This window comes from uncultured Photobacterium sp., from assembly GCF_947039875.1.
In the GTDB taxonomy this organism is placed as follows: Bacteria; Pseudomonadota; Gammaproteobacteria; order Enterobacterales; family Vibrionaceae; genus Photobacterium.
The window spans coordinates 1-24,949 of sequence record NZ_CAMRAN010000009.1; the positions used below are offsets into that span (position 1 = coordinate 1).

Sequence of the window (24,949 nt, forward strand, 5' to 3'; positions counted from 1 at the left end):
CCTGAGTTTGACCTTGGATAGAGATATAACATGGAGTTGGCATTGTAATGTCCTTTATGCTTAAAAATTTAAGATGTGTGCGTACTGCAAGCAGGATACGTGCCAACTTGCATTGGTTTTGCATCTCTTTGTTTTTAAAGGGTTAAGTGAAGATTGCAATAAGATTGAATTAATCTTGGGCAAGTTATTGCTTGGGGCTGGGCAATAACTTGCTCGCTAGGCAAGTTATTGCTCAGTTCGAATATGCTAAATATTTGTAAGTAGCAAAAATTATTGATAGTGCTGATTTTAGCCGCTGGATTATATCGATATATACGTTAACCATTAATGTGAACGTTATTGCCGATGTTGATGTTGCTTCCCATATTTACCGTTTTCGCAGTGTTAGTGCTAAGACTGACAATATGTGAGCTTGGTGTCAGAAAACAGCTTCCACATCCAGTATTTACAAGATCACCTGCACGCGCAAAATTTACACCATTAACATTGGCTGCTCGTGGTGATTGAGGCACGATTGGACCTTGGCCATTGCAATTTTTGCTACCGCATATGCAAGTTGCAATATCGCCAATTAAGGCAACAGGCTGACCATTAATCATGACATTTGAGTTACCTGATATTACAGTACCTCCTGTCGATGTTTTACTACCTAATGTAATGACGTCATTCATCTTAATTATTGCTCCTGAGTAATAAAGATAATTAGCCTAGCATATTTTAAAGAAGTGAAATTAGCAGATATATTTTTCAATGTTGCAATTTGTTATATCTTGTGGGTATTAAATATTATTTTGATGTAAATTCATTTTTGTGATCTTGCTTCAGTAATTTTATTTTTTTATTTTTTTATCTTTTTAAAATCAATGTGTTGAGTAAATTTGATTGGGAATGGTGTTAATGAGGTAAGCCTACAGGGAATTTTACGTAACATTATGTAAAATAATGATATTTTTTCAAATGTATTTTTTGCTTATTTTTTTCATGTTTACATCTTGAATATACTTTTTAAGATTGATGCTTGAATCATTATGATATTAGATGTCTAATCCACTCATTCCTTATGCACATAAGGTTATTATCATGCAATTTCAAATGGCTAAGTTTGATTCAAAAAATAAATATAACAGGGAAAAGATATGTCGAAGAAAGGCAGCGTAGCACCGAAAGAACGTATTAATATTAAATATGTTCCCCATAGCGGTGATGTGCAATCGGAAGTTGAATTACCATTAAAAACATTAGTGATTGGTGAATTCAAAGGTCATGCTGAAGATACTGCGATTGAAGATCGTAAAGCTGTTTCAGTTGATAAAAATAATTTTGAATCAGTTATGCGTGAAAGCAATTTAATGCTGACAACAGCCGTTAAAAATAAATTATCTGATGATGATTCTGATTTACCTATTTCACTTTCTATTAAAGGGTTAGATGATTTTTCTCCTGACGCAATTAGTCAACAAGTCCCTGAATTAAAAAAGTTAATTGAATTAAGAGAAGCATTGGTTGCTTTAAAAGGTCCACTTGGAAATATTCCAGCATTTCGTTCTCGTCTTCAAGAACTTATTGAGTCTCAAGAGTCTCGTGAAAAGTTATTAGGTGAGTTGAAAATTGTCAGTGGCGAAGCAGAAAAGTAATCATTTCTGTGGTTAAAACCCTTTTAAGGAATCAATAAATGTCTGTACAAAAAACCGTTGAATCATCAAAAGCAACCCAAGGTAGCTTACTTGATGAAATTATGCTTCAAACTCGCATGGTACCGAGTGATGATGGCTATGATATTGCAAAGAAAGGCGTTGCTGCTTTTATCGAAAACCTATTAGATAGCGAGCATGGTGCTGATCAAGTTAATAAGGCACTTGTTGATCAAATGCTTGTTGAGCTTGATAGCAAAATTAGTGCTCAAATGGATGAAATTTTGCATGATGATTCAATTCAAAAGATTGAGTCAGCTTGGCGTGGCGTTAAGATGCTCGTTGATCGTACTGATTTCCGCGAAAATAATAAGATTGAATTATTAAATGTAACCAAAGAAGAATTGCTAGACGATTTTGAGTTTGCTCCAGAAACTTCTCAATCTGGCTTATACAAGCATGTATATTCTGCTGGCTATGGTCAATTTGGTGGTGAGCCTGTTGGTGCGATCATCGGTAACTATGCTTTTACTCCATCATCACCAGATATAAAATTATTACAATATGTGGGTGCTGTAGGTGCGATGGCTCATGCTCCCTTTATTTCAGGTGTTGCACCTGAGTTCTTTGGTATCGAGTCTTTCGAAGAATTACCAAATATTAAGGACCTAAAAGCGACATTTGATAGTCCTCGTTATATTCGTTGGCGTCAATTACGAGAGTCTGATGATGCTCGTTATTTAGCCTTAACTGCTCCTCGTTTCTTACTTCGTACACCATACGATCCTAATGAAAATCCAGTAAAAACATTTAACTATCGCGAAAATGTTAGTGATTCCCATAATAATTATTTATGGGGTAATACATCATTTGCATTAGCTTCACGCTTAACTGATAGCTTTGCCCAGTATCGTTGGTGTCCAAATATTATTGGTCCTCAAAGTGGTGGTGCAGTTGAAGATCTTCCTGTTCACTTATTTGAATCTTTAGGTGAATTACAAGCTAAGATCCCAACAGAAGTATTGATCAGTGATCGTAAAGAGTTTGAACTAGCAGAAGAAGGCTTTATTGCATTAACTATGCGTAAAGGTAGTGATAATGCTGCATTTTTCTCTGCTAATTCAATTCAAAAACCAAAAACGTTCCCAAATACGAAAGAGGGACGTGAAGCGGAAATGAACTTTAAATTAGGTACTCAGCTGCCTTATATGATGATCATTAACCGTTTAGCACATTATGTGAAAGTGTTGCAACGTGAACAAATCGGCTCTTGGAAAGAGCGTCAAGATCTAGAGCGTGAATTGAATACTTGGATCAAGCAATTTGTTGCTGATCAAGAAAACCCGCCTGCAGATGTTCGTAGCCGTCGCCCATTACGTGCTGCAAAAATTGAAGTACTCGATGTTGAAGGCGATCCAGGTTGGTATCAAGTTGCATTATCTGTACGACCTCATTTTAAATATATGGGAGCAAACTTTGAGTTATCGCTAGTTGGTCGTTTAGATCAGGCATAACTGAATGTCCTATATTGAGCTAGCAGATAGGGCTTATGGTGTCAGTCTCTTTGAACGATTAGAGACTGATGCACCTCAAATGACAATGACGAAAGCTCCTAATATTAATCAAATATTAGACTCAATTAAACGAAATGTGGCGCAATTGCTTAACAGCCGACTAGGTGAAGCAATGAGTGCGCCACAATTAGGTTTGATTGATTTTAATGATGCAGCATTGGGAACTCATGATTTGGCATTACAGATTAAATTAGCTATTCAGCATTGTCTTGAGTGTTATGAGCCGCGATTAAAACAGATTGATATTCGATATATGCCTGATAATGGAAGTCCGTTAAATATTTTTTTCCATATAACAGCATGCATCAATTCGAGTGCGCTACATGAATCAGTACGTATTGATTTGCTATTGGATAACAGTCGTAAATACCGAGTAATTTGACTTTGTCACAAGAAAAATACTTTAGAGATGAACTGGCTTTTTTAAAAGAGCAAGGCGTTGCTTTTACAGAAATTCATCCTCAGCTATCCCGTTTCTTGCAAGGGCGAAATACAGATCCTGATGTTGAACGGTTATTAGAAGGATTTGCTTTTTTAACTGCTCGCTTACGGGAAAAGGTCGAGGATGAATTTCCAGAGCTAACACACTCTATTATTAATATGCTATGGCCTAATTATTTACGGCCAGTGCCTAGTTTTAGTATTGTTCAGTTTTCACCGATCGAAAAAGCGATCAGTGTTCGTCAAATAATTAAAGCTAATACTGATGTTGATAGTGGCGCTGTGGCTGAAACTGTATGTCGATTTAAAACGTGTCGGGATATAGATATTTATCCATTAAAGCTTACTGATGTAACGACGACACATAGTCGTGAATCATCGATTATTGATTTGCAGTTAGATGTGTTAGGTGAGCAAAGTTTAGCTGATATTAATCTTAAAACATTACAGTTTTTTCTTGGTGGGCAGCATTACAGTGCACAAATGCTCTATTTATGGCTGAATCATTATTTATCGCATATTGAATTAATATGTGGTGATAAGCAGTTTTCTATTCCGGCATCAAACTTTAGAAGTCGTGGTTTTGATAGCGCTGATGCAGTGATGCCATATCCAAAGAATGTGTATGAAGGTTATCGAATTTTACAAGAATACTTGACTTTTCCTGATGCATTTTTATTTGGTGATGTAGAAAATTTAGATCAGTTTATTACTCCAGATATGGGCAAAGTGTTCCATATCCGATTTATATTTTCAAAGACATTGCCTGCAGATGTTCGTGTTCGTGATGAGTGCTTTAAATTATTTTGTACACCGGTTATTAATCTATTTGTGCATGATGCCGATCCTATCGATCTTACGGGAAAACGTTCTGAATATAAGATTATACCGTCGAGTCGTTTTCCCACACATTTTGAGATATTTAGTATTGATCATGTACAGGGTAGACAAGAGGCACATGAGTCTCGTGTACGAGGACAAAAACGGGTTTATACCGCCTTTGAAAGTTTTCAGCATGAAATTGAGCGTTCTCGTCATCGTTTAGCTCTTTATTATCGTGCCAGAGTTAAAGACAGTATACGTAGTGATGGTTTTGATCATTATATTTCGTTTGTGCGTGGTGATGAAACTCAAGGTATAGGATTTAGTGAAGCTATCTCATTACAATTAACGTGTACTAATAGACAGTTACCATTGGAATTAGGGTTGGGGGATATTTGTGTGCCGACTAATAGCTCACCGTCGTTTGCGACTTTTTCTAATATCACTGAGCCAACACAACCTTTAAGACCGACTTTAGATGGTAGCTTATTGTGGACGTTAATTTCTAATTTATCGCTTAATTATCTTTCATTATTATCGAAAGATGCATTGTGCTCTGTGTTACGCGCATATGACTTTAGGGCGCTTGTTGATCGACAGGCTGAGCGTGTAGCCAAACAACGTCTTGATGGGATTGTGAAAATAACCTCTAAACCAATAGAAAGAATTATCAAAGGGTTACCTGTCAGAGGTTTACAATCTAAGTTAGAGCTTAATCAAGAAGCTTTCAGTTCTGAAGGTGATTTGTATTTATTTGGTAGTGTATTGAGTCGATTTTTCTCTTTATATGCCAGCATAAATTCATTTCATGAGCTTATTGTGATTAATAGTGTAAATCAGGAACAGTATTCATGGGGAACACAGGTGGGCCTACAACCCTTGATTTAACGCTTGATGATATCGATTCTGAATCAGAAAAAGTGGCAATATTACAAGAACAAGCGCGCTCTTATGATTTTTATCAATTAGTTGAGTTATTACAACGTTTAGCCGATCAAGATCCTGATAGTGAAGACTGGGAAGCTAATTGTCGTTTATTGTTTAAGGCTAATCCGAGTTTAGGGTTTGCGGCTAGTGATATTTCAAAATTAGAATTATTAGAGCAAGGTGGTTTTTGTCTTGAAACAACTTTTTTTGGACTCAATGGTGCGCAATCGCCTTTGCCTGGGTTTTTACTTGAACAAATAGCGACAGAGAGTGAAACCGGTGTACGCCGGCATTTTCTTGACTTTTTTAATAATCGGTTATTGGCGCTGGTTTATCGTATTTGGCGTAAGTATCGTTATTACATTCGTTTTAAAGAAAATGCAAGTGACGGATTTTCATCACAATTATTTGCTTTTGTTGGCTTAGCTGATGCTGAACTTCGTGGTGAAACGGCTATAAATTGGGGGAAAATGTTGTCTTATGCCGGTACATTAGCCGGTAGAAGTCGATCTCCCCAAGTCGTTGCTGGAATAATTGCACACTGTTTTGATTTAGAGAATGTTTCTATTCGACAGTGGGTAGAGCGTAGCGTAGTTATCCCTACTCATCAGCGGATGTGTCTCGGTATGGCAAATAGTGTATTAGGTGAAAGTACGATCATTGGTTCAAAAGTCCGAGATTGTACGGGTAAATTTGTTATTGAAATTAAGGGATTGACTCAAGAGCGATTTAACGATTTTTTGCCTTCGGGTAAAGAATATCAATCATTTTGTAAGCTAGTTGAATTTATTCTTCGTGAACAGATGGCTTTTGATTTGGAGTTAGAAATCAAAGAAGACGAAGTGCCATTATTAAATTTAGGAAAAAACTCAAAAATGTCGTTGGGTTGGTCTTCTTTTTTAGGTCAAGTTGATAAAGATCGTAATGTTTGCATTCAAGTTCGTCAGTAAAAAAGGATAAACGCATGGCTGAACAAAAACTGCTGAAACTAAAAGTTACTAATACACAGTATTTAGAAGCAGGTTTATCTGCAACAAAAGAGTTTATTGCTGACGGTGGAACGATTGGTTCAAGTTCGTCAAGTGATTGGTGTCTTACAGATCGTCAAGGAAGGCTAGAGCCGACTCACTGTCGTATTTCATTAATTGATGGATATTTTTGCATCACTGATGTCTCTAATCAAACGTATATTAATGATGCTCAAATGGCTGTTGGTTGGGATAAACATGCTCGATTAAATGAAAATGATGTTATTGCTATTGGTCCTTATATGATTCGCGTCTCTATCGATAATACGTTTAGTGATAGAGATAAAGATATAGAACATATGATATCTGACTCAAAACATCTTGATTTGTTTGGTGAAGAGCTAGATTTAACGGCTGAAGAAGAAGAGTTAGCTATTGATGATCCTTTAACAGCATTAAATGTATCAAGACACAATCTAGATACCGAACCGGCGTTAAAGCATTTGCAATCGAAGACTGAATCATTACTCAATAGTCAGAATCAGTGGCTTGGTGATGATAGAACAATTCAAGCAGATACTGATCGTGATCCAACTTCAGCAATTTCGTTGGGGGGCTTTAAATCGAATCTAAGTGAGGGTTCAAAGTCATTCACCGCAGCAACATATATTAACAAGGATAAGATAATGGACGATAACACGCTGGATTTACTTGAAGAGGAAATGAGTCGAGATTTTTCTTACTCAAATAATCAATCTGCTGTAATGAATGATGAAAATCATTTATTAACAGGTCCATTATTTCGTGGATTAGGTGTACGTACAAGTAACAGCGATAATCTTGCTGAAATGCAAATGCTTTCTGAGGAAATGGGAGCGTCATTGCAGGCTGCGGTGAAAGGATTAATTGAACTTCATCAGCAGGTCAACACTAGTCGCTATGGTGTAATGAATAAAAATCTACAACCGATTGAAGATAACCCATTACGACTAGGCTTGAGTTATGACGAAACAGTACAGGTTATGTTTGATCATCATCGTAGCTTAGTACACCTATCCGCTCCAGCTGCGATTGAAGAAAGTTTACGTACTGTTAAAGATCATAACGAAGCTGTACATATTGCGATTAATGAAGCCTTAAATCAGATCATACAAGCTTTTTCACCTGAGGTTTTAATGCGTCGTTTTTTACGTTATCGCCGCCCAGGGCAAGTAAGTAATGAGTCACCTGAAGCATGGGCTTGGGATATGTATCAGAGTTACCACAAAGAACTAACATCAAATCGTCAACATGGTTTTGAAAAGTTATTTTGGGAAATTTTTGATCAGTCTTATGACAAGAACCTGCGTGAGAAACAGCAGGAGGTATAGACGATGAAAATATCTTATGTGATGCATGTTGCTGTCTATGCATGGTTATTTTTACTAGTGGGGTGTAGCTCTAAATACGATCCATCTGTAGCTGCTAGTACAATAACAATAAGTATGGTAACTACTGATTCAATAAATATAAATAATAATGAAGAAGCGTCGCCAGTTGAATTAAAGGTTTTTGAGCTTAAAGATGATTCAATGTTTAATTCAGCATCTTATGATCAATTAGCATTAGATTATAAAAAAGCATTAAAAAGCAATTATATCGGCGACAATGATTATGTTTTACTGCCTAATAAATTTAAATTTATTGAAAAAAAAGAATTAAATGAGAATACCCGATATATCGGTGTAGCAGTGTTTTTTTCGGATAGTGATAATAGTGATTGGAAAAAGTCGATAAAAGTAAAAACATTAGGTAGAGATTATCATCTACTTATTTATATAAAAGATAATCAAGTGATGTTGGCCAGGGTTGAGTAATATATGTCATCTAGAAGTCGAGTTATATGGAATGAGGGGCTATTTATAAAACCCCAACATTTTCAACAGCAGCAACGCTATTTTGAAGGTGTGATCGATGAAAGACTTAACTCTGTTAGTTTATATTTATATGGCATAACAGAATTAAGCTTAAATTTGGAATACTTAAGTTTTGGTCGTATTGCAATAGAGCGAGCCGCAGGAATTATGCCTGATGGTACGTCGTTTAATATTCCTCAGCAAGATTTATTACCAGATGCATTAGAAATTATTGATGGTTCTCTTGCAAATCAAATTATTTATTTAGCTATTCCGTTACGTAGTGATTCTCTGGCTGAAGTGAGTTGGAATGATTCTACTAATATGATGCGGTATAGATCTAAGCGTGAAGAAGTGAGAGATATTCAGTCAATACAAGGTGATAGTTGCTTGATTGATGTGAGTTCGGCAAGTATTAGGCTAATGTTAGGTAAAGATGATCGTAGTGCATATGCTTCTATTGCGATCGCTCGGATTTTAGAAAAGCGGCCAGATGGGAGTGTGATGTTAGATGATAATTTCATTCCTTGTCACCTTAATGTGAAAGCCGTACCTCGTTTGCAACGTTTCATTGGTGAAATTGCAGGATTAATGCGAGAGCGAGCGAAAAATATTGCATCACGTATTGGCTTGTCAAACCAAGGTGGGGTCGCGGATGTTGCTGACTTCATGTTATTACAAATGTTAAACCGTACTCAGCCCAAGTTACAGCATATTGCATACTTGCGTAATGTTCATCCGGAAGTGCTATATCAAGAACTGACGTCTATTTGTGGTGAGCTTGCAACATTTACTGATGAAAGCAGGATGGCAGCAGAGTTTAGTAGCTATGATCATGATATGCCTGAATATTCATTCATTCCTGTGATGTCAATGTTGCGCCAAGCGTTAAGTATTGTACTTGAGCCTCGTGCAGTATCGATTCAGTTACATAAGCGTAAATACGGTCTTATGGTGGCATCGATTCAAGATACTAACCTTGTTACGGATGCAGAGTTTATATTGGCTGTCCGTGCACGTATGCCTCAAGATGAATTACGTAAGCTATTTATGCAACAAACAAAAATAGCATCTGTTGAGAAAGTACGTGAACTTATTTCCTTGCAGCTACCGGGGGTTCCATTATCACCATTGCCTGTTGCGCCGCGTCAGTTGCCTTATCATGCTGGCTATACATATTTTCAGCTTGATAAGACCAGCGATGCATGGGAAATGTTTGTTAACTCAAGTGGTTTTGCGTTCCATGTCGCGGGTGATTTCCCTGATCTTGATCTTCAATTTTGGGCGATTAGGAGTTAATTACTATGGATAGTGTAATGAAGAAAGCTAACCATATTCGTGAAAGTAGCTACGATGATTTGTTGTTTGATAATGTAGACAATATCAATCAGGACCAAGATTTTTGGTTTCAGTTACGTGGTAATAGCATTAATTTATTTATTGATGCGGCTACACCATTATTAGGTATGGCTTTACGCATTCGCCATTTGGGAAGTTGCGATAATATTGAAGAAATTTATCATCAAGCCGTTGAAGAAATTAAAGCTATTGAAGTTGAGCTAACCGAAGTCGGCCATGAGCATGCTGTTATTCTAGCTTATCGTTATATTCTATGCTCATTTGTTGATGAAGCAGTAATGAGTACTTCTTGGGGAGCAGATAGTGCTTGGGCTGAACACTCATTGTTAACTCGATTTCATAATGAAACATGGGGCGGTGAAAAAGTTTTTTCTGTCCTTTCACGGTTAGAAGCTGAACCAGAACGATACCAAGAGTTACTTATGTTTATCTATCTTTGTTTAACTCTGGGATTTGAAGGTAGATATAAAGTAATGAATAACGGTAAAGAAGCTTTTGATAAAGTTATTGCCAATCTTTATGAAATTTTGCGTCGGTTACAAGATAAAGAGCCTCAAGCTTTAACATCAGCTACAGAACACGTGGCTGCGAAAAAATATAAGTTAACGAAGCAAATACCTCTTTGGACTATATTTGCTGGATTTTCTTTATCTTGGCTAGCTATTTTTATTGTGTATTCAGTTTTATTAAACAATAAATCAACCGATGTTTTAACTCAGCTTAATCATATTCTTCAATAGGGATTTTATAGTGATCAGAATTGAACTTCCTGTGCTAATTAATAAATTAAACGCACAAACTAAACTTGCATTGGAACAAGCGGCAGCATTGTGTATGAGCCGTGAAAGCAATGAAGTAACAATTGAACATTTTTTATTTTCTCTTTTAGAAAACCCATTATCTGATGTGCGAGTTTTAATAAACCATGCCGGCTTAAATAATGAAGTTATTAAGCAAATATGTGGTGAAGCAATGCCACATGAAATTGGTAACGATACTTATCCTTCTTTTTCACCTTTGTTGGTGGAGTTATTACAAGAAGCATGGTTACTTGCATCAACTGAAATGAATGAAATTGAATTACGCTCAGGCATTATATTTTTAACGGCATTAATTCGTCCTGATCGCTATTTGGCCTTTAATTTAATTAAAGCGTTTGAAAATATTAATCGTGAATCATTCCGTAAACAATTTTCATCTTTAGTGGTGGAGTCATCAGAGACCGCGGTGATTGATTCGACGTCAGAAAAAGCGACGGCAGCTTTAAGCAATGACAATAGTACGCTTGCTCGTTTTTGTTCAAATTTTACCGAACAAGCTCGTCAAGGTAAATTGGATCCTGTGCTTTGTCGTGATAACGAAATTAATTTAATGATTGATATTTTGTGTCGTCGTCGTAAAAACAATCCAATTGTTGTGGGTGATGCAGGTGTTGGTAAAAGTGCTGTTATTGAAGGGCTTGCTTCACGTATTGTTGCGGGAAAAGTACCTGAGTCCCTGCAGCAGGTAGAGCTATGGGCGCTTGATCTCGGTTTAATGCAGGCTGGTGCTTCGGTTAAAGGTGAATTCGAAAAGCGCTTGAAATCAGTATTAGATGAGGTTAAGCATTCAGCGACACCTATCATACTATTTATTGATGAGGCTCATACGATGATCGGGGCTGGTAATCAAGAAGGTGGTGGTGATGCTGCTAATTTACTAAAACCTGCTTTAGCTCGTGGTGAACTTTGTACTATTGCTGCGACGACATGGAAAGAGTACAAGAAGTACTTTGAAAAAGATCCAGCATTAACGCGTCGCTTTCAATTAGTAAAACTTGATGAGCCAACAACAGAGCAAGCTGTTGATATTATGCGTGGCCTTCATAGTGTTTATGAAAATGCACACAATGTGTTGATTAGTGATGATGCATTACGTGCAGCGGCAGAGTTGTCGGCTCGTTATGTTTCTGGGCGTCAACTACCCGATAAAGCGATTGATGTGCTAGATACCGCTTGTGCGCGTATAGCGATTAATTTGAGTGCGCCACCACGACGTATCGCTGAAATAGAGAGCCGTTATCATCAGCGTCAGTTAGAGATAAAGATGATTCACCGCCAGCAGCAATTAGGATTATCGATAGATGAAGATCGTTTAACCGTTTTGGTAGAGACAGAAAATGCAGAGCAGGTTGAATGTGAGTCTTTGCATCAAGCATGGCAGCAGCAAAAGGTGTTAGTGACCGATATCATTGAGACCCGCAGACAGATTCTTGCTCCAGAATCAATTGCATCAACGGACGAGCTTGAGTTATCTGCAGATGAGTTACGAAATAAGTTAGTGAATCTTTATGGTCAGCTTGAGCAAATTCCACATGATGAATTACTTATTTATCCAGAAGTAGGTGCAGCGCAAATTGCTCAAGTTATTGCTGATTGGACAGGAGTACCTGTTGATCAGATGAATACCGATGAATTAACTAAAATAACAGAATTACCTCGTATTTTAGGCGAAGCGATTAAAGGTCAAGATGTTGCCATTGCAGGGATCCATCGTCACTTATTAACTGCTCGTGCAGATCTGCGCCGTCCAGGCCGACCAAAAGGGGCTTTTTTATTGGTTGGACCGAGTGGGGTTGGTAAAACAGAAACTGTCATACAATTGGCAGAGCAGCTCTATGGTGGTCAACAATTCTTAACTACCATTAATATGTCTGAGTACCAAGAGAAGCATACTGTTTCGCGCTTAATTGGCTCTCCTCCTGGCTATGTTGGTTTTGGGGAAGGTGGCGTATTGACAGAAGCTATGCGTAAAATGCCTTATTCGATTGTGTTGCTTGATGAAGTTGAAAAAGCACACCCTGAAGTCTTGAACTTATTTTATCAAGCGTTTGATAAAGGTGAATTAGCGGATGGTGAAGGTCGTGTTATCGACTGCCAGAATATTGTATTTTTCTTAACCTCAAATCTTGGTTATCAAACCATCGTGGATTATGCCGAGCAGCCAGAATTGCTAGAAGAAAAAATGTACCCAGAATTGGCTGCGTTTTTTAAGCCAGCATTGTTAGCTCGTATGGAAGTTGTGCCATATTTACCGCTTGATAAAGAAGTGTTAGAGCAGATTGTTCGTAGTAAATTATCGCGATTAGAGAAATTATTAGCAACTCGATATAAAGCTGAAGTAGTAATTGATCATTGCCTAATTGAAGAAATTTTACGTCGAGCAACACGTGCTGAAAATGGTGCGCGCATGCTAGAAGCGATTATTGAAGGGCAAATGTTACCTCCGGTTTCTTTAGCCTTATTGAATCGACTTGCTCATCGTGAAGCGATCTCTCATATTCGTTTGACCGTAGAAGATGGACAGTTCTGTGGTGAAGTGGAGTAATTGTCATGCAACAATGGCTCCATTGTATATCTGCATTAATTAGTTATAGAGATAGAGTAAAGCTGGCTGACTTTTATAATAATACATTAAAAGATAAGTTAGTATTAACAGCTAGTTATGTTGTTTATCCAACAGAGGATGGCCGAGCTTTGCATGCTGCTGATAATAAAGATTGGACGTGGGATGTGAGTGATTTTGATCATCCTTTTTCTCACGTCTTACAGCAGGCGTCATTGATTTTGCTTGATCATGATCGTTTAGTTTATTGGCAGCAGAATCCGTCGTTTAAGCAATTCGCGGATCTGGTTGATGATCGTAGTAGTTTATTGATTGCACCATTACTTGATAGTCGTAAACAAGTTGTTGTGATTCAAGTTCTTATTGGTCGACAGGATGTGATTAATGGGCTGCTGACTGATGATAATTATCGCGAGTTTAGTGATGCTTTTGTCGCACAATGGATGTTACTCAAAGATATGGAAGTGCAGGATTCGCATAAACAACAATTGAGTGATTCTATTGTACGTCTGAAAGCTCAGCAACAGGCAAAAAATGCGTGGCTAGATATGACATGCAAGCTAATTGGCAGTAGTACTGTTATGGAGCAATTGCGTGAACAAATAGCAAGGGCTGCTAGTTCTAATCTTGCGGTGCTTATTCAAGGTGAAACTGGCTCAGGTAAAGAGTTGGTAGCGAAGGCCGTGCATAGTTTGTCATCTCGACGAAATAAGCCATTTGTGGCAATTAATTGTGCTGCGATACCTGAAAGTTTGCTGGAAAGCGAGTTGTTTGGCTATGAAAAAGGGGCATTTACAGGCGCACTGATAAGCCGTAAGGGTTTGATTGCTCAAGCTGATGGCGGCTCATTATTTTTAGATGAAATGGGTGAGTTACCCTTGGCTTTGCAAGCTAAATTATTACGAGTGTTGGAAACGTACCAGTATCGACCTTTGGGAGCGAATAAAGAGCAATCTTCAAACTTTCGTTTAATTGCAGCAACTCATGTCAATTTACGTCAAAGTGTGAATGATGGTGGTTTTAGGCAAGATCTTTATTATCGTATATACCAATATCCACTATTGGTACCAAATCTAAATAGTCGATTGGTTGATATTGATGAATTAGCAACTTATTTTATTCGCCAATATAACGAGCGTGAGCAACGTAATATTTTAGGCTTATCACTTGCGGCACTTAATAAACTTAAAAGCCTGGATTATCCGGGAAATGTACGTGAATTACGGTCATTAATTGAATTTGCTTGTGTACAAACTCAATGTGATGTTTTGATTGAAAAATCAGCTTTTACTACCAAGCAACCATTAGATATGAACATGGGTTTGGAGGAGTTTGTTACTAATGATAATGATTTTACTGTGATTGATGATTTACGTACAGCTTTAGAATCTTACGAAAAAGCTATTATTTGTAATCGATTAGAACAGTATAACGGTGATCGTGCTAAGGCTGCTCAAAGCTTAGGACTTCCTAAACGTACACTGGCACACAAATGCCAAAAGTTGGGGATTCAAAATAGATGATAGTGAAAAGAATAATATTATCGTTAAGCCTGACTTTGTTGCCAAGCTTAGTATTGGCACAACCCGATTTATCAGTTGCGTTAGATAAAGCTAATCAGTGTCGAGATATTGAATCAAAGCTTAAACGTTTGCAGTGTTTTGATGAGGTTTTTGATACGCCAATGGCCATTAAAACATTGGCAGGACTTAATTCTGTGCAATATCCGCCATCTTGGACACGTGCCGTTAATAATGAAAAAAGTCGTGGCTCAAAAAAAGGATTTATTTTAAATCAGCAAGATGAAAATGATAAATTATCAAGTGTGTGGTTAACAGCTGCGGCAACGAATGTGCCAGCACAAGATCAAACTCAGTTGGGACCAATTTTGATGCTGACTTGTTTCGAAAAAATTAGCCGTGTCCAATTAATATTACCACAGCCAATTAAAGCTGGGCGGGTCACTATATCAATTCCTGGCTCGCCAGTAGTGACGCAAAATTGGATCAGTGATGACAGTGGTTATTTATTGCGTTCAGGTCGTGGGATACCCGCTATTGATGCTATAAAGGCGATGATTTCTGCTCCACAGTTGATATTACGCTCAGATGTAGCAGGTATTGATAATGTAGAATTTGATAATAAAAATCTTGCTGAGGCTATTAAGCCAATGCGAGAAATTTGTCGTTGGTAGGAGTATTAAATGTCAATGACAAGCTTTAGAGAACAGCTGCTTACGCCAATAATGGTAGATAACCCTGTTGGTGAGCGCTTGAAAGATGATCCTCAACTGAACTTTATTGATAGCCAGATGATGAAGGTGGGTTCACTCGCTCATGGTGAAGTGGAATGGGACAAAGTTGAAAAGAGTGCCGTAAATTTACTCTCAACAAAATCGAAAGATATCAAGTTACTGACGGTGTTAATACAGTGCTTGCAACATAAACCTACGCCTGAACGCTTCACTTTATCTATTGGTGTATTGGTCGATTTTATCTCGTGTTTTTGGCTTGAATGTCAACCAATACCAGGTGAACGTGGGGCTGTTCACCGTAAAAAATTTTTTAATCAAATTTGTCAGCGAACATATGTTGCTACAGATAAATTAGACAGTACTTTGTTTGATTCTGATCTTAAGGCTGTCTTAGAAGCATTATTGCAAGAGCTTTATCAGCATGCTGAAAAGCAGATGTTACCAGTCGAGGTTATTGATGATATCAATGCACGCTTGCGCCATAAATTAGCGCAGGTTAATAGTACATATAAAGCTGACGTTCCTAAGGTAACAGCTCCTTCAACTATTGATTCGTGTAGCAATGTCACACCATCAGTGCCTAATCTAGACATCGATAATAGCAGTGAGCGTAATTTTAAAATCTCACTTCTGAAAGCTGTTGAGTGTCTTTCTGATCTTGGCAGCGATGGTGTGATGTTAAGTATCCGTATTCGTCGTTTTGCAATGTGGTATTCAATTCATAGTTTACCTGATGCCAATGTAGACGGAGAAACGCAGTTAATGCCCGTTTCATTGGATCGTATTAGTGATTACGAAGATGGCTTACAGCGTGGGGCTAATATTGAATTATGGCGTCGAGTAGAAGAAAGCCTAACTAAAGCGCCTTACTGGTTAGATGGGCATTTTTTAAGCTATCGCATTGCAATTGCATTGGGAGAAGATACATGGGCAGAAATTATTAAAGATGAATTACAACGCTTTATGCAACGATTACCAGCATTAAATGTTCACTATTTTAAAGGGTTAGTACCTTTTATTAGTGATACGACGTTAAAGTGGCTAGATAACTCTGCCGGTAATATCAACGCTGCAGAAGTTAGCCAAATGGGTAGTTGGAATGAGATGCGTAATGAAGCCCTTGCACTTGCACAAGAAGAGGGAATTGCGCCTTCTCTCAAAATGCTCAATGAAGGTTTATCACAAGCAACAGAGCCTCGAGATGCCTTTTATTGGCGTTTGCTTTCAGCCGATGTGATGAAGGCTAATTCATTGCCAGCAATGGCATCAGAGCAATATCAGACTTTATATCATCAAGTAAATGCAATGCAGGTTACAGAATGGGAACCCGCATTAATTAAACAAATTAAAAATAATATTGCAGCGGAATAACCACAGGGAAAATATAAAATGTGGAATTTAATAAGATCAATTGGCTTCAGGCTTGCTTCAAGTTTTAAAACATCATTACCTGTGATTATGTTAGCGACATTTATTCTAATTAATGTCGCTATTTGGTGGGCAGGGCCGTGGTTAGATATTGATGGTCAGCAACCTTTAACGACAGTCACATCTCGTGCTGTACTGAGCATTATTTTTTCGTTGTGTTGTTTTACTGTATGGGGGTTTATGCAATGGCGTAGCCTACAGCGAATCAATAAAGATAAAGCCCGCGAAGAGAGATTAATTGAAGATCCTATTAAACGTTTAGAAGACCGTCAGCAGGTTGAACTAAACCAAGTAATGGGAGAGCTAAAACAAAATTTAAATAAGCGTAATTATCTTTATAGTTTGCCTTGGTATTTGGTCTTAGGATTAGAAAATGCAGGTAAAACAAGCTTAATTAATCGTTCAAGTCAGAATTTTGTTTTTTCTAGTATGATGCGGGCATCAGGCAAGAAAAGTGAAAATCCTTATTCTTTTGATTGGTGGATAGGTGATGATGCCGTATTGATTGATCCTGATGGTGAATTACTGACACAACGACAAAATGAAGAGAATAATGATGGGGAGATGGAACGGCGTTTATGGCTTAACTTTGTTAATTGGCTAGATAAAACACGTTCACAGCGACCATTAAATGGCGTGGTTATTGCTCTTGATATTGAGCATCTGGCAAGTTCAACTGTTGCTGAACGCCGCGCATACGCTAATTTACTACGTGCTCGCTTACGTGAATTGATGGAGATATTATCAACACGCATGCCAGTATATATTGCATTGACTAAATTAGATCTTTTGCATGGTTTTGAACCGTACTTCCGTAGTTATACTCAAAGTCAGCGTGAAGAGGTAATGGGATTTACTTTTTCACTTAATACGGCAAAAGATTTTGATCATTGGTTAGCTGAATTTGACCAAGATTATATTCAATTTATTGAACGTATTAATGACTCTTTACCACTGGCATTGCGCCATGCTGTTGGTTCTGAAGATCGTACGGCTATTTATAGTTTTTCTCGTCAAGTTGCAGGATTGCATGATGTCTTAAAACAGGTATTAGAAGATGCTTTTGCTTCTGATCAGTTCTCAACACCTGCGTTAATTCGTGGTATTTACTTTATGTCTGTTTATCAGCAAGGAGTACCAACGGATGCATTTGTTGATGCCGCATCTCGTCGTTATGGTTTATCAAATACAATTAATAGTGCGCAACACTCTAAAAACTCAACCACTTTTTTTGTGAAAAAACTGTTTAATGAGATTATTTATCCAGAAGCGGGGATTGCATCTGATAGCTTGCGGGTTATTCATCATAAGACAAAAGTGTTATCGATGTCAGTATTAGCATGCAGTATTGCATCTGTATTGCTAATTGGTGGGTGGCAACGTTATTACAACTTAAATATTGATCATGAAAACGCAGTGCTTAATCAAGTAAGTCAATTTAAAAAGGAATATTCGAACTCTAAATTGATGCGTTCAGAGCAGGAATTATTAGCACCATTAAATTCAATTCGCCAAGCAACATTAGAGTTCGGTGTGTTTCAAGATAAGCCTAAATATGTCTCTGATATAGGGCTTTATCAAGGACATAAAATTGGACCTAAAGTTGAAGAAACCTATTTAGGGTTGCTGCAATTTCGATTCTTGCCTGCATTAATGAAACAGTTAGCGGTGGATATTAAGAGTGCTAATTCAGAGCAACAAGAGCTATCTGCATTACGCGCATTTAGAATGTTGACTGATCGAAGTGGACGACAAGATGATGTTGTAAGGACGTATTTTGCCCAAGTTTGGCAAAAAAACTTTCCTAATGACGCTCAAACGCAAGAACAATTACTTGCACATTTGGATTATTCGTTAGCTTATACTGATTTACAAGGCCTTCGTAATGATGGTAATAAAAATGCGATTTCAATAATGAGACCGTATGATAATTTAATAGAAGGCACTCAACAGGATCTCAGCTCAATAGGTTTAGCTGAACGTGTCTATAACAATTTAAAACGTACGGCAGAGCAAACATTAGGCGCTCCTCTTGATATTAAAAAAGCGGTTGGCCCTGTATTTGATGTAGTGTTTAGTCAGCGAGTGCAAGATGATGCTCTGAATATTCCACAATTATTGACTCTAAAAGGGTTTAATAGTTATTTTTTACCTAAAATTGAGTCATTGTCTGATATCGCTCTTGCTGATAGCTGGGTATTAGGTGAGTCAACAGTAGCAACGTTTAGCGCAGAAGATAAACAAGTATTACGCCAGAAAATTCGTAATTTGTATGTTGATGATTATGTCAATACATGGCAGTTAGCATTAAATAATATTGAGATTAAATACTTTTCTGATATTAATGAAGCGGTAACTGTTTTAGCTAATATTGTTGGACATAAACAGCCAATAGAACGTTTTATTAAAACGGTTGATACAAATACTCAGTTATTTCCGAAATTACCTGAAAATGATAAAGCACGCTTAGCATTAATGACGTCACCGCAATATAAAGTGGCATCAATGATAGCAACACCGTTTACTGATATCGATTCAATTTTGGACAGTAATGGCAAACAGCCTGCATATATACAAGAAGTGATGACGTCAGTGCAGCAACTTTACCATTATATGAAAGCGATCCAAGACGCATCAGACAAAGGTAAAGCTGCCTTAGAAGCAACGAAAGATAGATTAGCCTTAAAAGAAAACGACCCTATTTATACGTTGCAGCAAATGGCGACTAATTTACCTAAGCCACTTGATAGTTTAGTTAAAGAAATCACAGAAGAAAGTTGGTATGTGATTAAGCAAGAAGCGATTAAATATGTCGAAGTACGTTGGCAAAGTGATGTTTATAAAGAATATCAAGAAAAATTGGCCTCTCGTTACCCATTTAATAGCCGTGCATCGAAAGATGTATCGTTAAAGGATTTCGAAACTTTCTTTGCGCCTGATGGTACGATGGATAACTTTTATAATAATGACTTGAAACTATTTATTGATGATAATATTTCAATGGATATGAATAGTAGTAATGAACCGTCATTATTGCGTAGTGATGTACTAAAACAATTTGCGAATGCGAAAAAAATTCAACAAGCGTTTTTTAATCGTAAAGGTATATTAGATGTTGAGTTTACGCTTGAGCCCATTAACTTAAGTGCTAATCAACGCCGTAGTGTGATCAATATTGATGGTCAGTATATTGAGTATAGTCATGGTTCTCGTTATCCTGTAGAACTCATTTGGCCTAATACATTACGTGAAACGTCGATATCAAAATTATCATTAGTGCCAGCATCGGCGAATTTATCACCACGTGCTATTACTATTCAAGGACCGTGGGCATTTTTCCGTCTTCTTGAGCGAGGGAAGGTTGTAAGTGCTAGTGAAACGAGTGTTGATTATAAATTCACTATCGATAGTGGTGATGTTGTTTACCGATTAAATACGGAAGAGGATGCTAACCCATTTACATCATCATTATTTAGAAACTTTAAATTGAGTAAAACACTTTATTAATTAAATTCATGTTTTAGTTATTAAAATTACTGATTTATTAATGATAGAAAAAGCTGCCTTGTGCAGCTTTTTCTATATGTGTGCTCTATCAATATTATTGAAGAGCATCGTCGATACAACTGACATTATCTTAATCCAGATTAAAGATTTTTAGATGTAGTCACGGTATTATTCACGCCAGCTTAGCGTTTATGATAAAAATACATAAAAAAGAACAGCTCAATAATGCTGTTCTTTTTGTTTTTATGGCGTTGGTGAAAAATAAGACGACATGATATTTAAGAGGACGTGATTTGAGTACTTTATTTACAGAAGCCCGTATTGGCAACATGGCATTAAAAAACCGCTTTGTTCGTAGTGCAACATGGGAAAATATGGCGACAGAAGATGGCCATATGACCGATAAGCTTTATGCTATTTATGAAGAGCTTGCACAAGGGGAAGTGGGGCTGATCGTAACGGGTTATGCAAATATTGTCGAAGAAGAAAAACCCAATGCTGGCATGATGGGGATGTATAACGATTCGTTTATCGAAGAATATCAAAAACTGACAGATCTTGTTCATCAATACGATTCTAAAATCGTGATGCAACTGGCCTATGGCGGCACTAAAACCACTTACAACCTTGGCGAGCGGGTGATCTTTGCACCTAGTGCTGTGTGCGAGAAAGGCACTCAAACATTAGGTCAGGCTATGACTCAAGCTGACATTGATTATATTGTTGAAGCTTTTGCGTTAGCGACTAAACGTGCTCAAGATTCGGGTTTTGATGGTGTTGAAATTCATGCGGCACATACTTATCTAATTAACCAGTTTTTAAGCCCGTATTATAATCAACGTGATGATCAGTATGGCGGTAGCCTTGATAATCGTATGCGGTTTCTATTAGAAATTTACGCGAAAATTAGAACCTTAGTCGGTGATGATTTTCCGATTTTGGTGAAATTAACCGCCTCTGAATTCTTTGATGGTGGACTAACGTTTGCTGAGACGCGTCTTATTTGTAAAAAGCTAGCAGCGGTTGGCGTGGATGCGATTGTTATTTCAGGTAACGTGCATGGCAAGGCTGACACCATGGTGGGCGAGTCTTACGACGGTTATACCATTGAAGCTGAAGGTTACTTCCACCAATACGGTGATGTGATCAGCCAAGATGTTGACGTGCCAGTAATTACTGTTGGTGGCTTAAGTGAGTTTGATGCTATTGAAGCGATGGCGAATAATACAGGTATTGAATTTTTCGCATTATCACGCCCATTACTGTCTGAACCTAAGTTAATTAAACGTTGGTTAGAGGGGTATAAGGCTGACGTTGAATGTGAACGTTGTTCAAAGTGCCGTACTCGTCGTGGTAATTTCTGTGTGACAAATAAAACCCGCAAAGCAGAATTAGCCCGCTTATAACTAATGATTTCATTTGAATAACTAAAAAGAGCTAACCTATGTGTTAGCTTTTTTTTACTGGTATTATTGGATGCGTTTGGTTGAATAGATAACCTAAAATGAATATTTGTGAACGTTTGGTGTTATTTATCATTAACACAGATCCTCACAAATTATTTTCATTTTGTGCTGCTCAATCAGCAGAGATCAGTACTATTATCTTTGCATCATGTTGATTATTAATTTATAGTATGGCGTACTGTATTTTCACTACATGGATGCAAGGTGAAGCAATGAAAAGCAATATTTGGTTATTAATACTCGTTATTTTAGGTGTAGGTGGTTGTGCTAATAATCACCAAATAGTGAAACCAAAGACATTTACAACCTTTGAAGATTTTCGCCAAGGCCCAAAGGATGGGGTTGATTTAGTGTGGGCACAACGGGGTATATTTAATCAGCGTTCACTGCAACGTAAAATAGCGCAGTACGATAATATTATTTATGATCAGGTGTATATCGTGCTTGATAAAGAAAAAAGTGATCACTTATCAGAAGCTGACATTATTATGATAAAAGATTACTTTATCAATCAGTTAAAATCGCTAAATACAAAGCTAACCGTTGTTGAAAAGCCACAACCTAAAACATTACGGGTGACGATTGCGATCACCAATGTGCAAACACCTAATCCTATTTTAGCGATCACAAGTAGCGTATTACCTGTAGGGTTGGGGATCTCAACCATTTCAAAAGTGCTTACAGGTGAGCATACCAATGTTGGTTCAGCGTCAATGGAAATATTGATCAGTGATGCGACAACTGGTGAGCCAATTATGGCGGCGATTGATCGTAAAAGCGGCAATAAAGACTTGAGTACGATGATTGATTCTTCTGATGATATTAAAGATGCAATTAATTGGTGGGTAAAGCGATTATCTCTGACTCTGGCGCAATATAAACAGTAATTGTCTAATATAAAAATAATAAAAGAGCGGCGATTAACATTCATTAATAGCCGCTTTTTTAATTTAGTTATTCAACAGGGTACCAATAACCAATATTAATTAGCTGGGTTAACATGGCTAGAAATGCTGGGTTATCAAGTTGTTCACCTAATTGTGCATGAGTGATTTGTTCTTCATCACACAATAATTTAGCGGCATCAGCACACTCTGGCGGTAATTGATATTGCTCGCCATTAATATAGACAAGGTGAGCTTGGTCGGGATGATAAAACGCACGTAAACCACCAATACGTTTAAATGCTTCACCGTCTTCTAAGAACTGATAAGTCTCGTTATTTTGCCATGGCGGCTCAGATGGCATTACATCAAGTTCATGACGATTTTGTGTTAGATGCTCACCTAACCATTGTTTTAATAATTGTGGGTGATCCAGCACACTACGCATCATGTTTTCTAGATCTTTGGCTTCTTCTGCCAAAATAGCACCGTTGTTAGCACGAGCTGGTAATGCTGGATTATGGTAGTGCACATCACCAATATCATTCGCAATCACAAAGTCGGCATAACTGCTCAATAGTTCTTGTTTCTTTGGTGAACGGAAGCCTACGGAAAAACTCATTGATGTTTCAATTGCGTAGCCATCATGCGGGAAACCTGGCGGAATATATAAAATATCACCAGGTTCTAAAATATCGTCAATAATTGGCTCAAAACCTTTTATTTGACGTAATGCAGGATGATGACATTCTTCTTCGTAATCGTCTTTTTTAGGGCCCACGCGCCAATGACGCTTACCTGAACCTTGAGTAATGAATACATCATATTGATCGATATGAGGGCCAACACCACCGCCAGGGGTTGAGTAGCTGATCATTAGATCGTCTAGTAACCAACCGGGTAACTGACGAAATGGAGTGATCAGTTGCGCAGCACCTTCATGCCAATGGTTTGCCGCTTGAACAATGAATGACCAATTATCTGCGGGTGTATCATCAAAAGTCAGCGGTCCATGACGCACATCCCAAGTGTCGGCTAATTTAGCGATATAACGCGAATCAACTTCTTCTTCCATTGCCAGTCCAGCGAGTTCATCTGCTGAAATAGGATCGACAAAGTTTTTAAAACCGCCTTTGATAATGGTGGGTTTCTTTTGCCAAAACTCGGCAAGAAATTCTTCAAATGAAAACGTCAATTGGTACATATTATTCTATTTATTGTTGAGCTGGATGGTGATTATAACGTAATCCGTTTGTGGTAATATGATTTGTTTTTGGTGGGGACATTAATATCAAGGTTGAGATCTTGTTTAATGTAACCAAAAGCTAACTATAGCGCTTTTAAAGACTAAATAAGCACCAAGATAATAATACAAATTATAAAAGCCCGTAGGTGAGATAACACTTGCGAGTTTGAGGTTTTTCTTCATAGAATGGTCGTTTATGCTAATGAACTACTCATCATGCCTACTTTTTCTTTAAATAAAATCCCTCTTGGTATCAGATATATGCTGATGTCAGCGTTTGCCTTTGCATTGATGTCGAGTTGTGTGAAATTAGTCCACACTTATGGTATTCCCGTGTTTGAAATTGTAGCAGCGCGTGCATTGGTATCACTATTTATTAGCTATGCTGACGTCAAACGTAAGCGGATTAATATCTGGGGCACTAACCGCAAGTTATTATTAACCCGTGGTGTTACAGGTTCACTGTCATTAATTTGTGTTTATTATGCGGTTTCAACTTTACCTTTAGCTGAAGCGACCATTTTACAGTATCTTAATCCTGTTTTTACGGCAGTATTAGCGATCCTTTTCCTTAAAGAAAAAGTCCATATAAGTACTATTATTTGTATTGTATGTTCAATTATGGGGTTATTACTGATGGTAGGGCCTGGACTGACGTTAGATCATGTTCAGCAGTTACCATTATTTAGTATTGGTATTGCATTGTTAGGCGCATTTGGTAGTGGTGTGTCTTATATTATTGTGAAGCAGTTGAGTCGCACCGAGGATAGTTCGGTAATTATTCTTTATTTCCCATTGATTGCGTTGCCGTTATCAGTGTTATTACTGGGTGATGATTTTGTTATGCCAACCACGGAAGCCTTTTTCTTACTGCTATTTGTGGGTATTTTTACCCAGTTTGGTCAAGTGGGTTTAACCAAAGCGATGAAAGTGGAAGTGGCAAGTAAAGCAACCGCGTATTCTTATATTCAAGTGGTGTTCTCGATCATTTTAGGTTGGTTGGTCTTTAGTGAAGTGCCGTCAGCATGGACGTTAGCAGGAGGAACGATGATAGTCATAGGTGCATTAGTGAATGTTATTGGAAGCTTACGTGCTAATAAAGTAACGGCAGCCTAAGTTCCTGTTGTTCAAATAATCCTGTGATATGTAATTAATAACCATTA

19 protein-coding genes are annotated in these 24,949 nt (G+C 37.6%); 17 read left to right on the forward strand and 2 right to left on the reverse strand.

The genetic code is table 11. The annotated features are described in order from the left end of the window. Window positions 1-317 precede the first annotated feature (317 nt). Complete coding sequence (locus Q0V26_RS04925; protein ID WP_297478651.1) at window positions 318-671, reverse strand: PAAR domain-containing protein; 354 nt, start codon at window positions 669-671, stop codon at window positions 318-320. A 465-nt stretch (window positions 672-1,136) separates the two neighbouring features. Between Q0V26_RS04925 and tssB the strand changes: the two genes are divergently transcribed. The 16 genes from tssB to Q0V26_RS05005 all read left to right on the forward strand — a co-directional run bounded on the left by tssB (window position 1,137) and on the right by Q0V26_RS05005 (window position 22,543). After that, window positions 1,137-1,634 carry a type VI secretion system contractile sheath small subunit gene (gene tssB, locus Q0V26_RS04930; protein WP_297478654.1) on the forward strand — a complete coding sequence of 166 codons (498 nt, stop codon included), beginning with the start codon at window positions 1,137-1,139 and terminating at the stop codon, window positions 1,632-1,634. A gap of 38 nt (window positions 1,635-1,672) precedes the next feature. Beyond that, window positions 1,673-3,145, forward strand: a complete 1,473-nt coding sequence (gene tssC / locus Q0V26_RS04935; RefSeq protein ID WP_297478657.1) for a type VI secretion system contractile sheath large subunit — start codon at window positions 1,673-1,675, stop codon at window positions 3,143-3,145. Between the two features lie 4 nt (window positions 3,146-3,149). Further along, window positions 3,150-3,587, forward strand: coding sequence for a type VI secretion system baseplate subunit TssE (gene tssE, locus Q0V26_RS04940; protein ID WP_297478659.1), 438 nt, complete (start codon window positions 3,150-3,152; stop codon window positions 3,585-3,587). 2 nt (window positions 3,588-3,589) lie between these two features. Next, window positions 3,590-5,356, forward strand: a complete 1,767-nt coding sequence (gene tssF / locus Q0V26_RS04945) for a type VI secretion system baseplate subunit TssF (protein WP_297478662.1) — start codon at window positions 3,590-3,592, stop codon at window positions 5,354-5,356. Beyond that, on the forward strand, window positions 5,320-6,345 hold the full coding sequence (tssG, locus tag Q0V26_RS04950; protein WP_297478665.1) for a type VI secretion system baseplate subunit TssG: 1,026 nt from the start codon (window positions 5,320-5,322) through the stop codon (window positions 6,343-6,345). The genes tssF and tssG overlap by 37 nt, the downstream gene beginning before the upstream one ends. Before the next feature lie 14 nt (window positions 6,346-6,359). Then, on the forward strand, window positions 6,360-7,733 hold the full coding sequence (gene tagH, locus Q0V26_RS04955) for a type VI secretion system-associated FHA domain protein TagH (RefSeq protein ID WP_297478668.1): 1,374 nt from the start codon (window positions 6,360-6,362) through the stop codon (window positions 7,731-7,733). A gap of 3 nt (window positions 7,734-7,736) precedes the next feature. Next, complete coding sequence (tssJ, locus tag Q0V26_RS04960; RefSeq protein WP_297478671.1) at window positions 7,737-8,219, forward strand: type VI secretion system lipoprotein TssJ; 483 nt, start codon at window positions 7,737-7,739, stop codon at window positions 8,217-8,219. A gap of 3 nt (window positions 8,220-8,222) precedes the next feature. Then, window positions 8,223-9,557 carry a type VI secretion system baseplate subunit TssK gene (gene tssK, locus Q0V26_RS04965; protein WP_297478674.1) on the forward strand — a complete coding sequence of 445 codons (1,335 nt, stop codon included), beginning with the start codon at window positions 8,223-8,225 and terminating at the stop codon, window positions 9,555-9,557. A gap of 17 nt (window positions 9,558-9,574) precedes the next feature. Continuing rightward, entirely contained in the window at window positions 9,575-10,357 is a 783-nt protein-coding gene (gene icmH / locus Q0V26_RS04970) for a type IVB secretion system protein IcmH/DotU (protein ID WP_297478677.1), read from the forward strand. A gap of 10 nt (window positions 10,358-10,367) precedes the next feature. Further along, window positions 10,368-12,983 carry a type VI secretion system ATPase TssH gene (gene tssH / locus Q0V26_RS04975; protein WP_297478680.1) on the forward strand — a complete coding sequence of 872 codons (2,616 nt, stop codon included), beginning with the start codon at window positions 10,368-10,370 and terminating at the stop codon, window positions 12,981-12,983. A gap of 5 nt (window positions 12,984-12,988) precedes the next feature. Continuing rightward, window positions 12,989-14,524, forward strand: a complete 1,536-nt coding sequence (locus Q0V26_RS04980; protein ID WP_297478684.1) for a sigma 54-interacting transcriptional regulator — start codon at window positions 12,989-12,991, stop codon at window positions 14,522-14,524. Window positions 14,525-14,526: 2 nt separating this feature from the next. After that, entirely contained in the window at window positions 14,527-15,195 is a 669-nt protein-coding gene (vasI, locus tag Q0V26_RS04985; protein ID WP_297478687.1) for a type VI secretion system-associated protein VasI, read from the forward strand. A gap of 9 nt (window positions 15,196-15,204) precedes the next feature. Next, complete coding sequence (gene tssA / locus Q0V26_RS04990) at window positions 15,205-16,626, forward strand: type VI secretion system protein TssA (RefSeq protein ID WP_297478689.1); 1,422 nt, start codon at window positions 15,205-15,207, stop codon at window positions 16,624-16,626. A gap of 18 nt (window positions 16,627-16,644) precedes the next feature. Next, a complete protein-coding gene (tssM, locus tag Q0V26_RS04995) occupies window positions 16,645-20,190 on the forward strand; it encodes a type VI secretion system membrane subunit TssM (RefSeq protein WP_297478692.1) in 3,546 nt (1,181 codons plus the stop codon). 293 nt (window positions 20,191-20,483) lie between these two features. Next, window positions 20,484-21,596, forward strand: coding sequence for an NADH:flavin oxidoreductase (locus Q0V26_RS05000; RefSeq protein WP_297478695.1), 1,113 nt, complete (start codon window positions 20,484-20,486; stop codon window positions 21,594-21,596). Window positions 21,597-21,868: 272 nt separating this feature from the next. Continuing rightward, on the forward strand, window positions 21,869-22,543 hold the full coding sequence (locus tag Q0V26_RS05005; protein ID WP_297478699.1) for a DUF3313 domain-containing protein: 675 nt from the start codon (window positions 21,869-21,871) through the stop codon (window positions 22,541-22,543). A 67-nt stretch (window positions 22,544-22,610) separates the two neighbouring features. Here Q0V26_RS05005 and Q0V26_RS05010 read toward each other — a convergent pair whose 3' ends face one another. Beyond that, window positions 22,611-23,744: a cupin domain-containing protein gene (locus Q0V26_RS05010; RefSeq protein WP_297478702.1), complete on the reverse strand. Its 1,134-nt coding sequence runs from the start codon at window positions 23,742-23,744 to the stop codon at window positions 22,611-22,613. 258 nt (window positions 23,745-24,002) lie between these two features. On the opposite strand from Q0V26_RS05010, the gene Q0V26_RS05015 reads away from it, so the two are divergent. Then, on the forward strand, window positions 24,003-24,902 hold the full coding sequence (locus Q0V26_RS05015) for a DMT family transporter (protein ID WP_297478705.1): 900 nt from the start codon (window positions 24,003-24,005) through the stop codon (window positions 24,900-24,902). The last annotated feature ends 47 nt before the right edge of the window (window positions 24,903-24,949 follow it).

Coding starts and splice junctions, on each gene's coding strand:
- Q0V26_RS04925 (WP_297478651.1), bottom strand. CDS start 671: ATGAATGACGTCATTACATTAGGTAGTAAAACATCGACAGGAGGTACT.
- tssB (WP_297478654.1), top strand. CDS start 1,137: ATGTCGAAGAAAGGCAGCGTAGCACCGAAAGAACGTATTAATATTAAA.
- tssC (WP_297478657.1), top strand. CDS start 1,673: ATGTCTGTACAAAAAACCGTTGAATCATCAAAAGCAACCCAAGGTAGC.
- tssE (WP_297478659.1), top strand. CDS start 3,150: ATGTCCTATATTGAGCTAGCAGATAGGGCTTATGGTGTCAGTCTCTTT.
- tssG (WP_297478665.1), top strand. CDS start 5,320: ATGGGGAACACAGGTGGGCCTACAACCCTTGATTTAACGCTTGATGAT.
- tagH (WP_297478668.1), top strand. CDS start 6,360: ATGGCTGAACAAAAACTGCTGAAACTAAAAGTTACTAATACACAGTAT.
- tssJ (WP_297478671.1), top strand. CDS start 7,737: ATGAAAATATCTTATGTGATGCATGTTGCTGTCTATGCATGGTTATTT.
- tssK (WP_297478674.1), top strand. CDS start 8,223: ATGTCATCTAGAAGTCGAGTTATATGGAATGAGGGGCTATTTATAAAA.
- icmH (WP_297478677.1), top strand. CDS start 9,575: ATGAAGAAAGCTAACCATATTCGTGAAAGTAGCTACGATGATTTGTTG.
- Q0V26_RS04980 (WP_297478684.1), top strand. CDS start 12,989: ATGCAACAATGGCTCCATTGTATATCTGCATTAATTAGTTATAGAGAT.
- tssA (WP_297478689.1), top strand. CDS start 15,205: ATGTCAATGACAAGCTTTAGAGAACAGCTGCTTACGCCAATAATGGTA.
- tssM (WP_297478692.1), top strand. CDS start 16,645: ATGTGGAATTTAATAAGATCAATTGGCTTCAGGCTTGCTTCAAGTTTT.
- Q0V26_RS05005 (WP_297478699.1), top strand. CDS start 21,869: ATGAAAAGCAATATTTGGTTATTAATACTCGTTATTTTAGGTGTAGGT.
- Q0V26_RS05010 (WP_297478702.1), bottom strand. CDS start 23,744: ATGTACCAATTGACGTTTTCATTTGAAGAATTTCTTGCCGAGTTTTGG.
- Q0V26_RS05015 (WP_297478705.1), top strand. CDS start 24,003: ATGCCTACTTTTTCTTTAAATAAAATCCCTCTTGGTATCAGATATATG.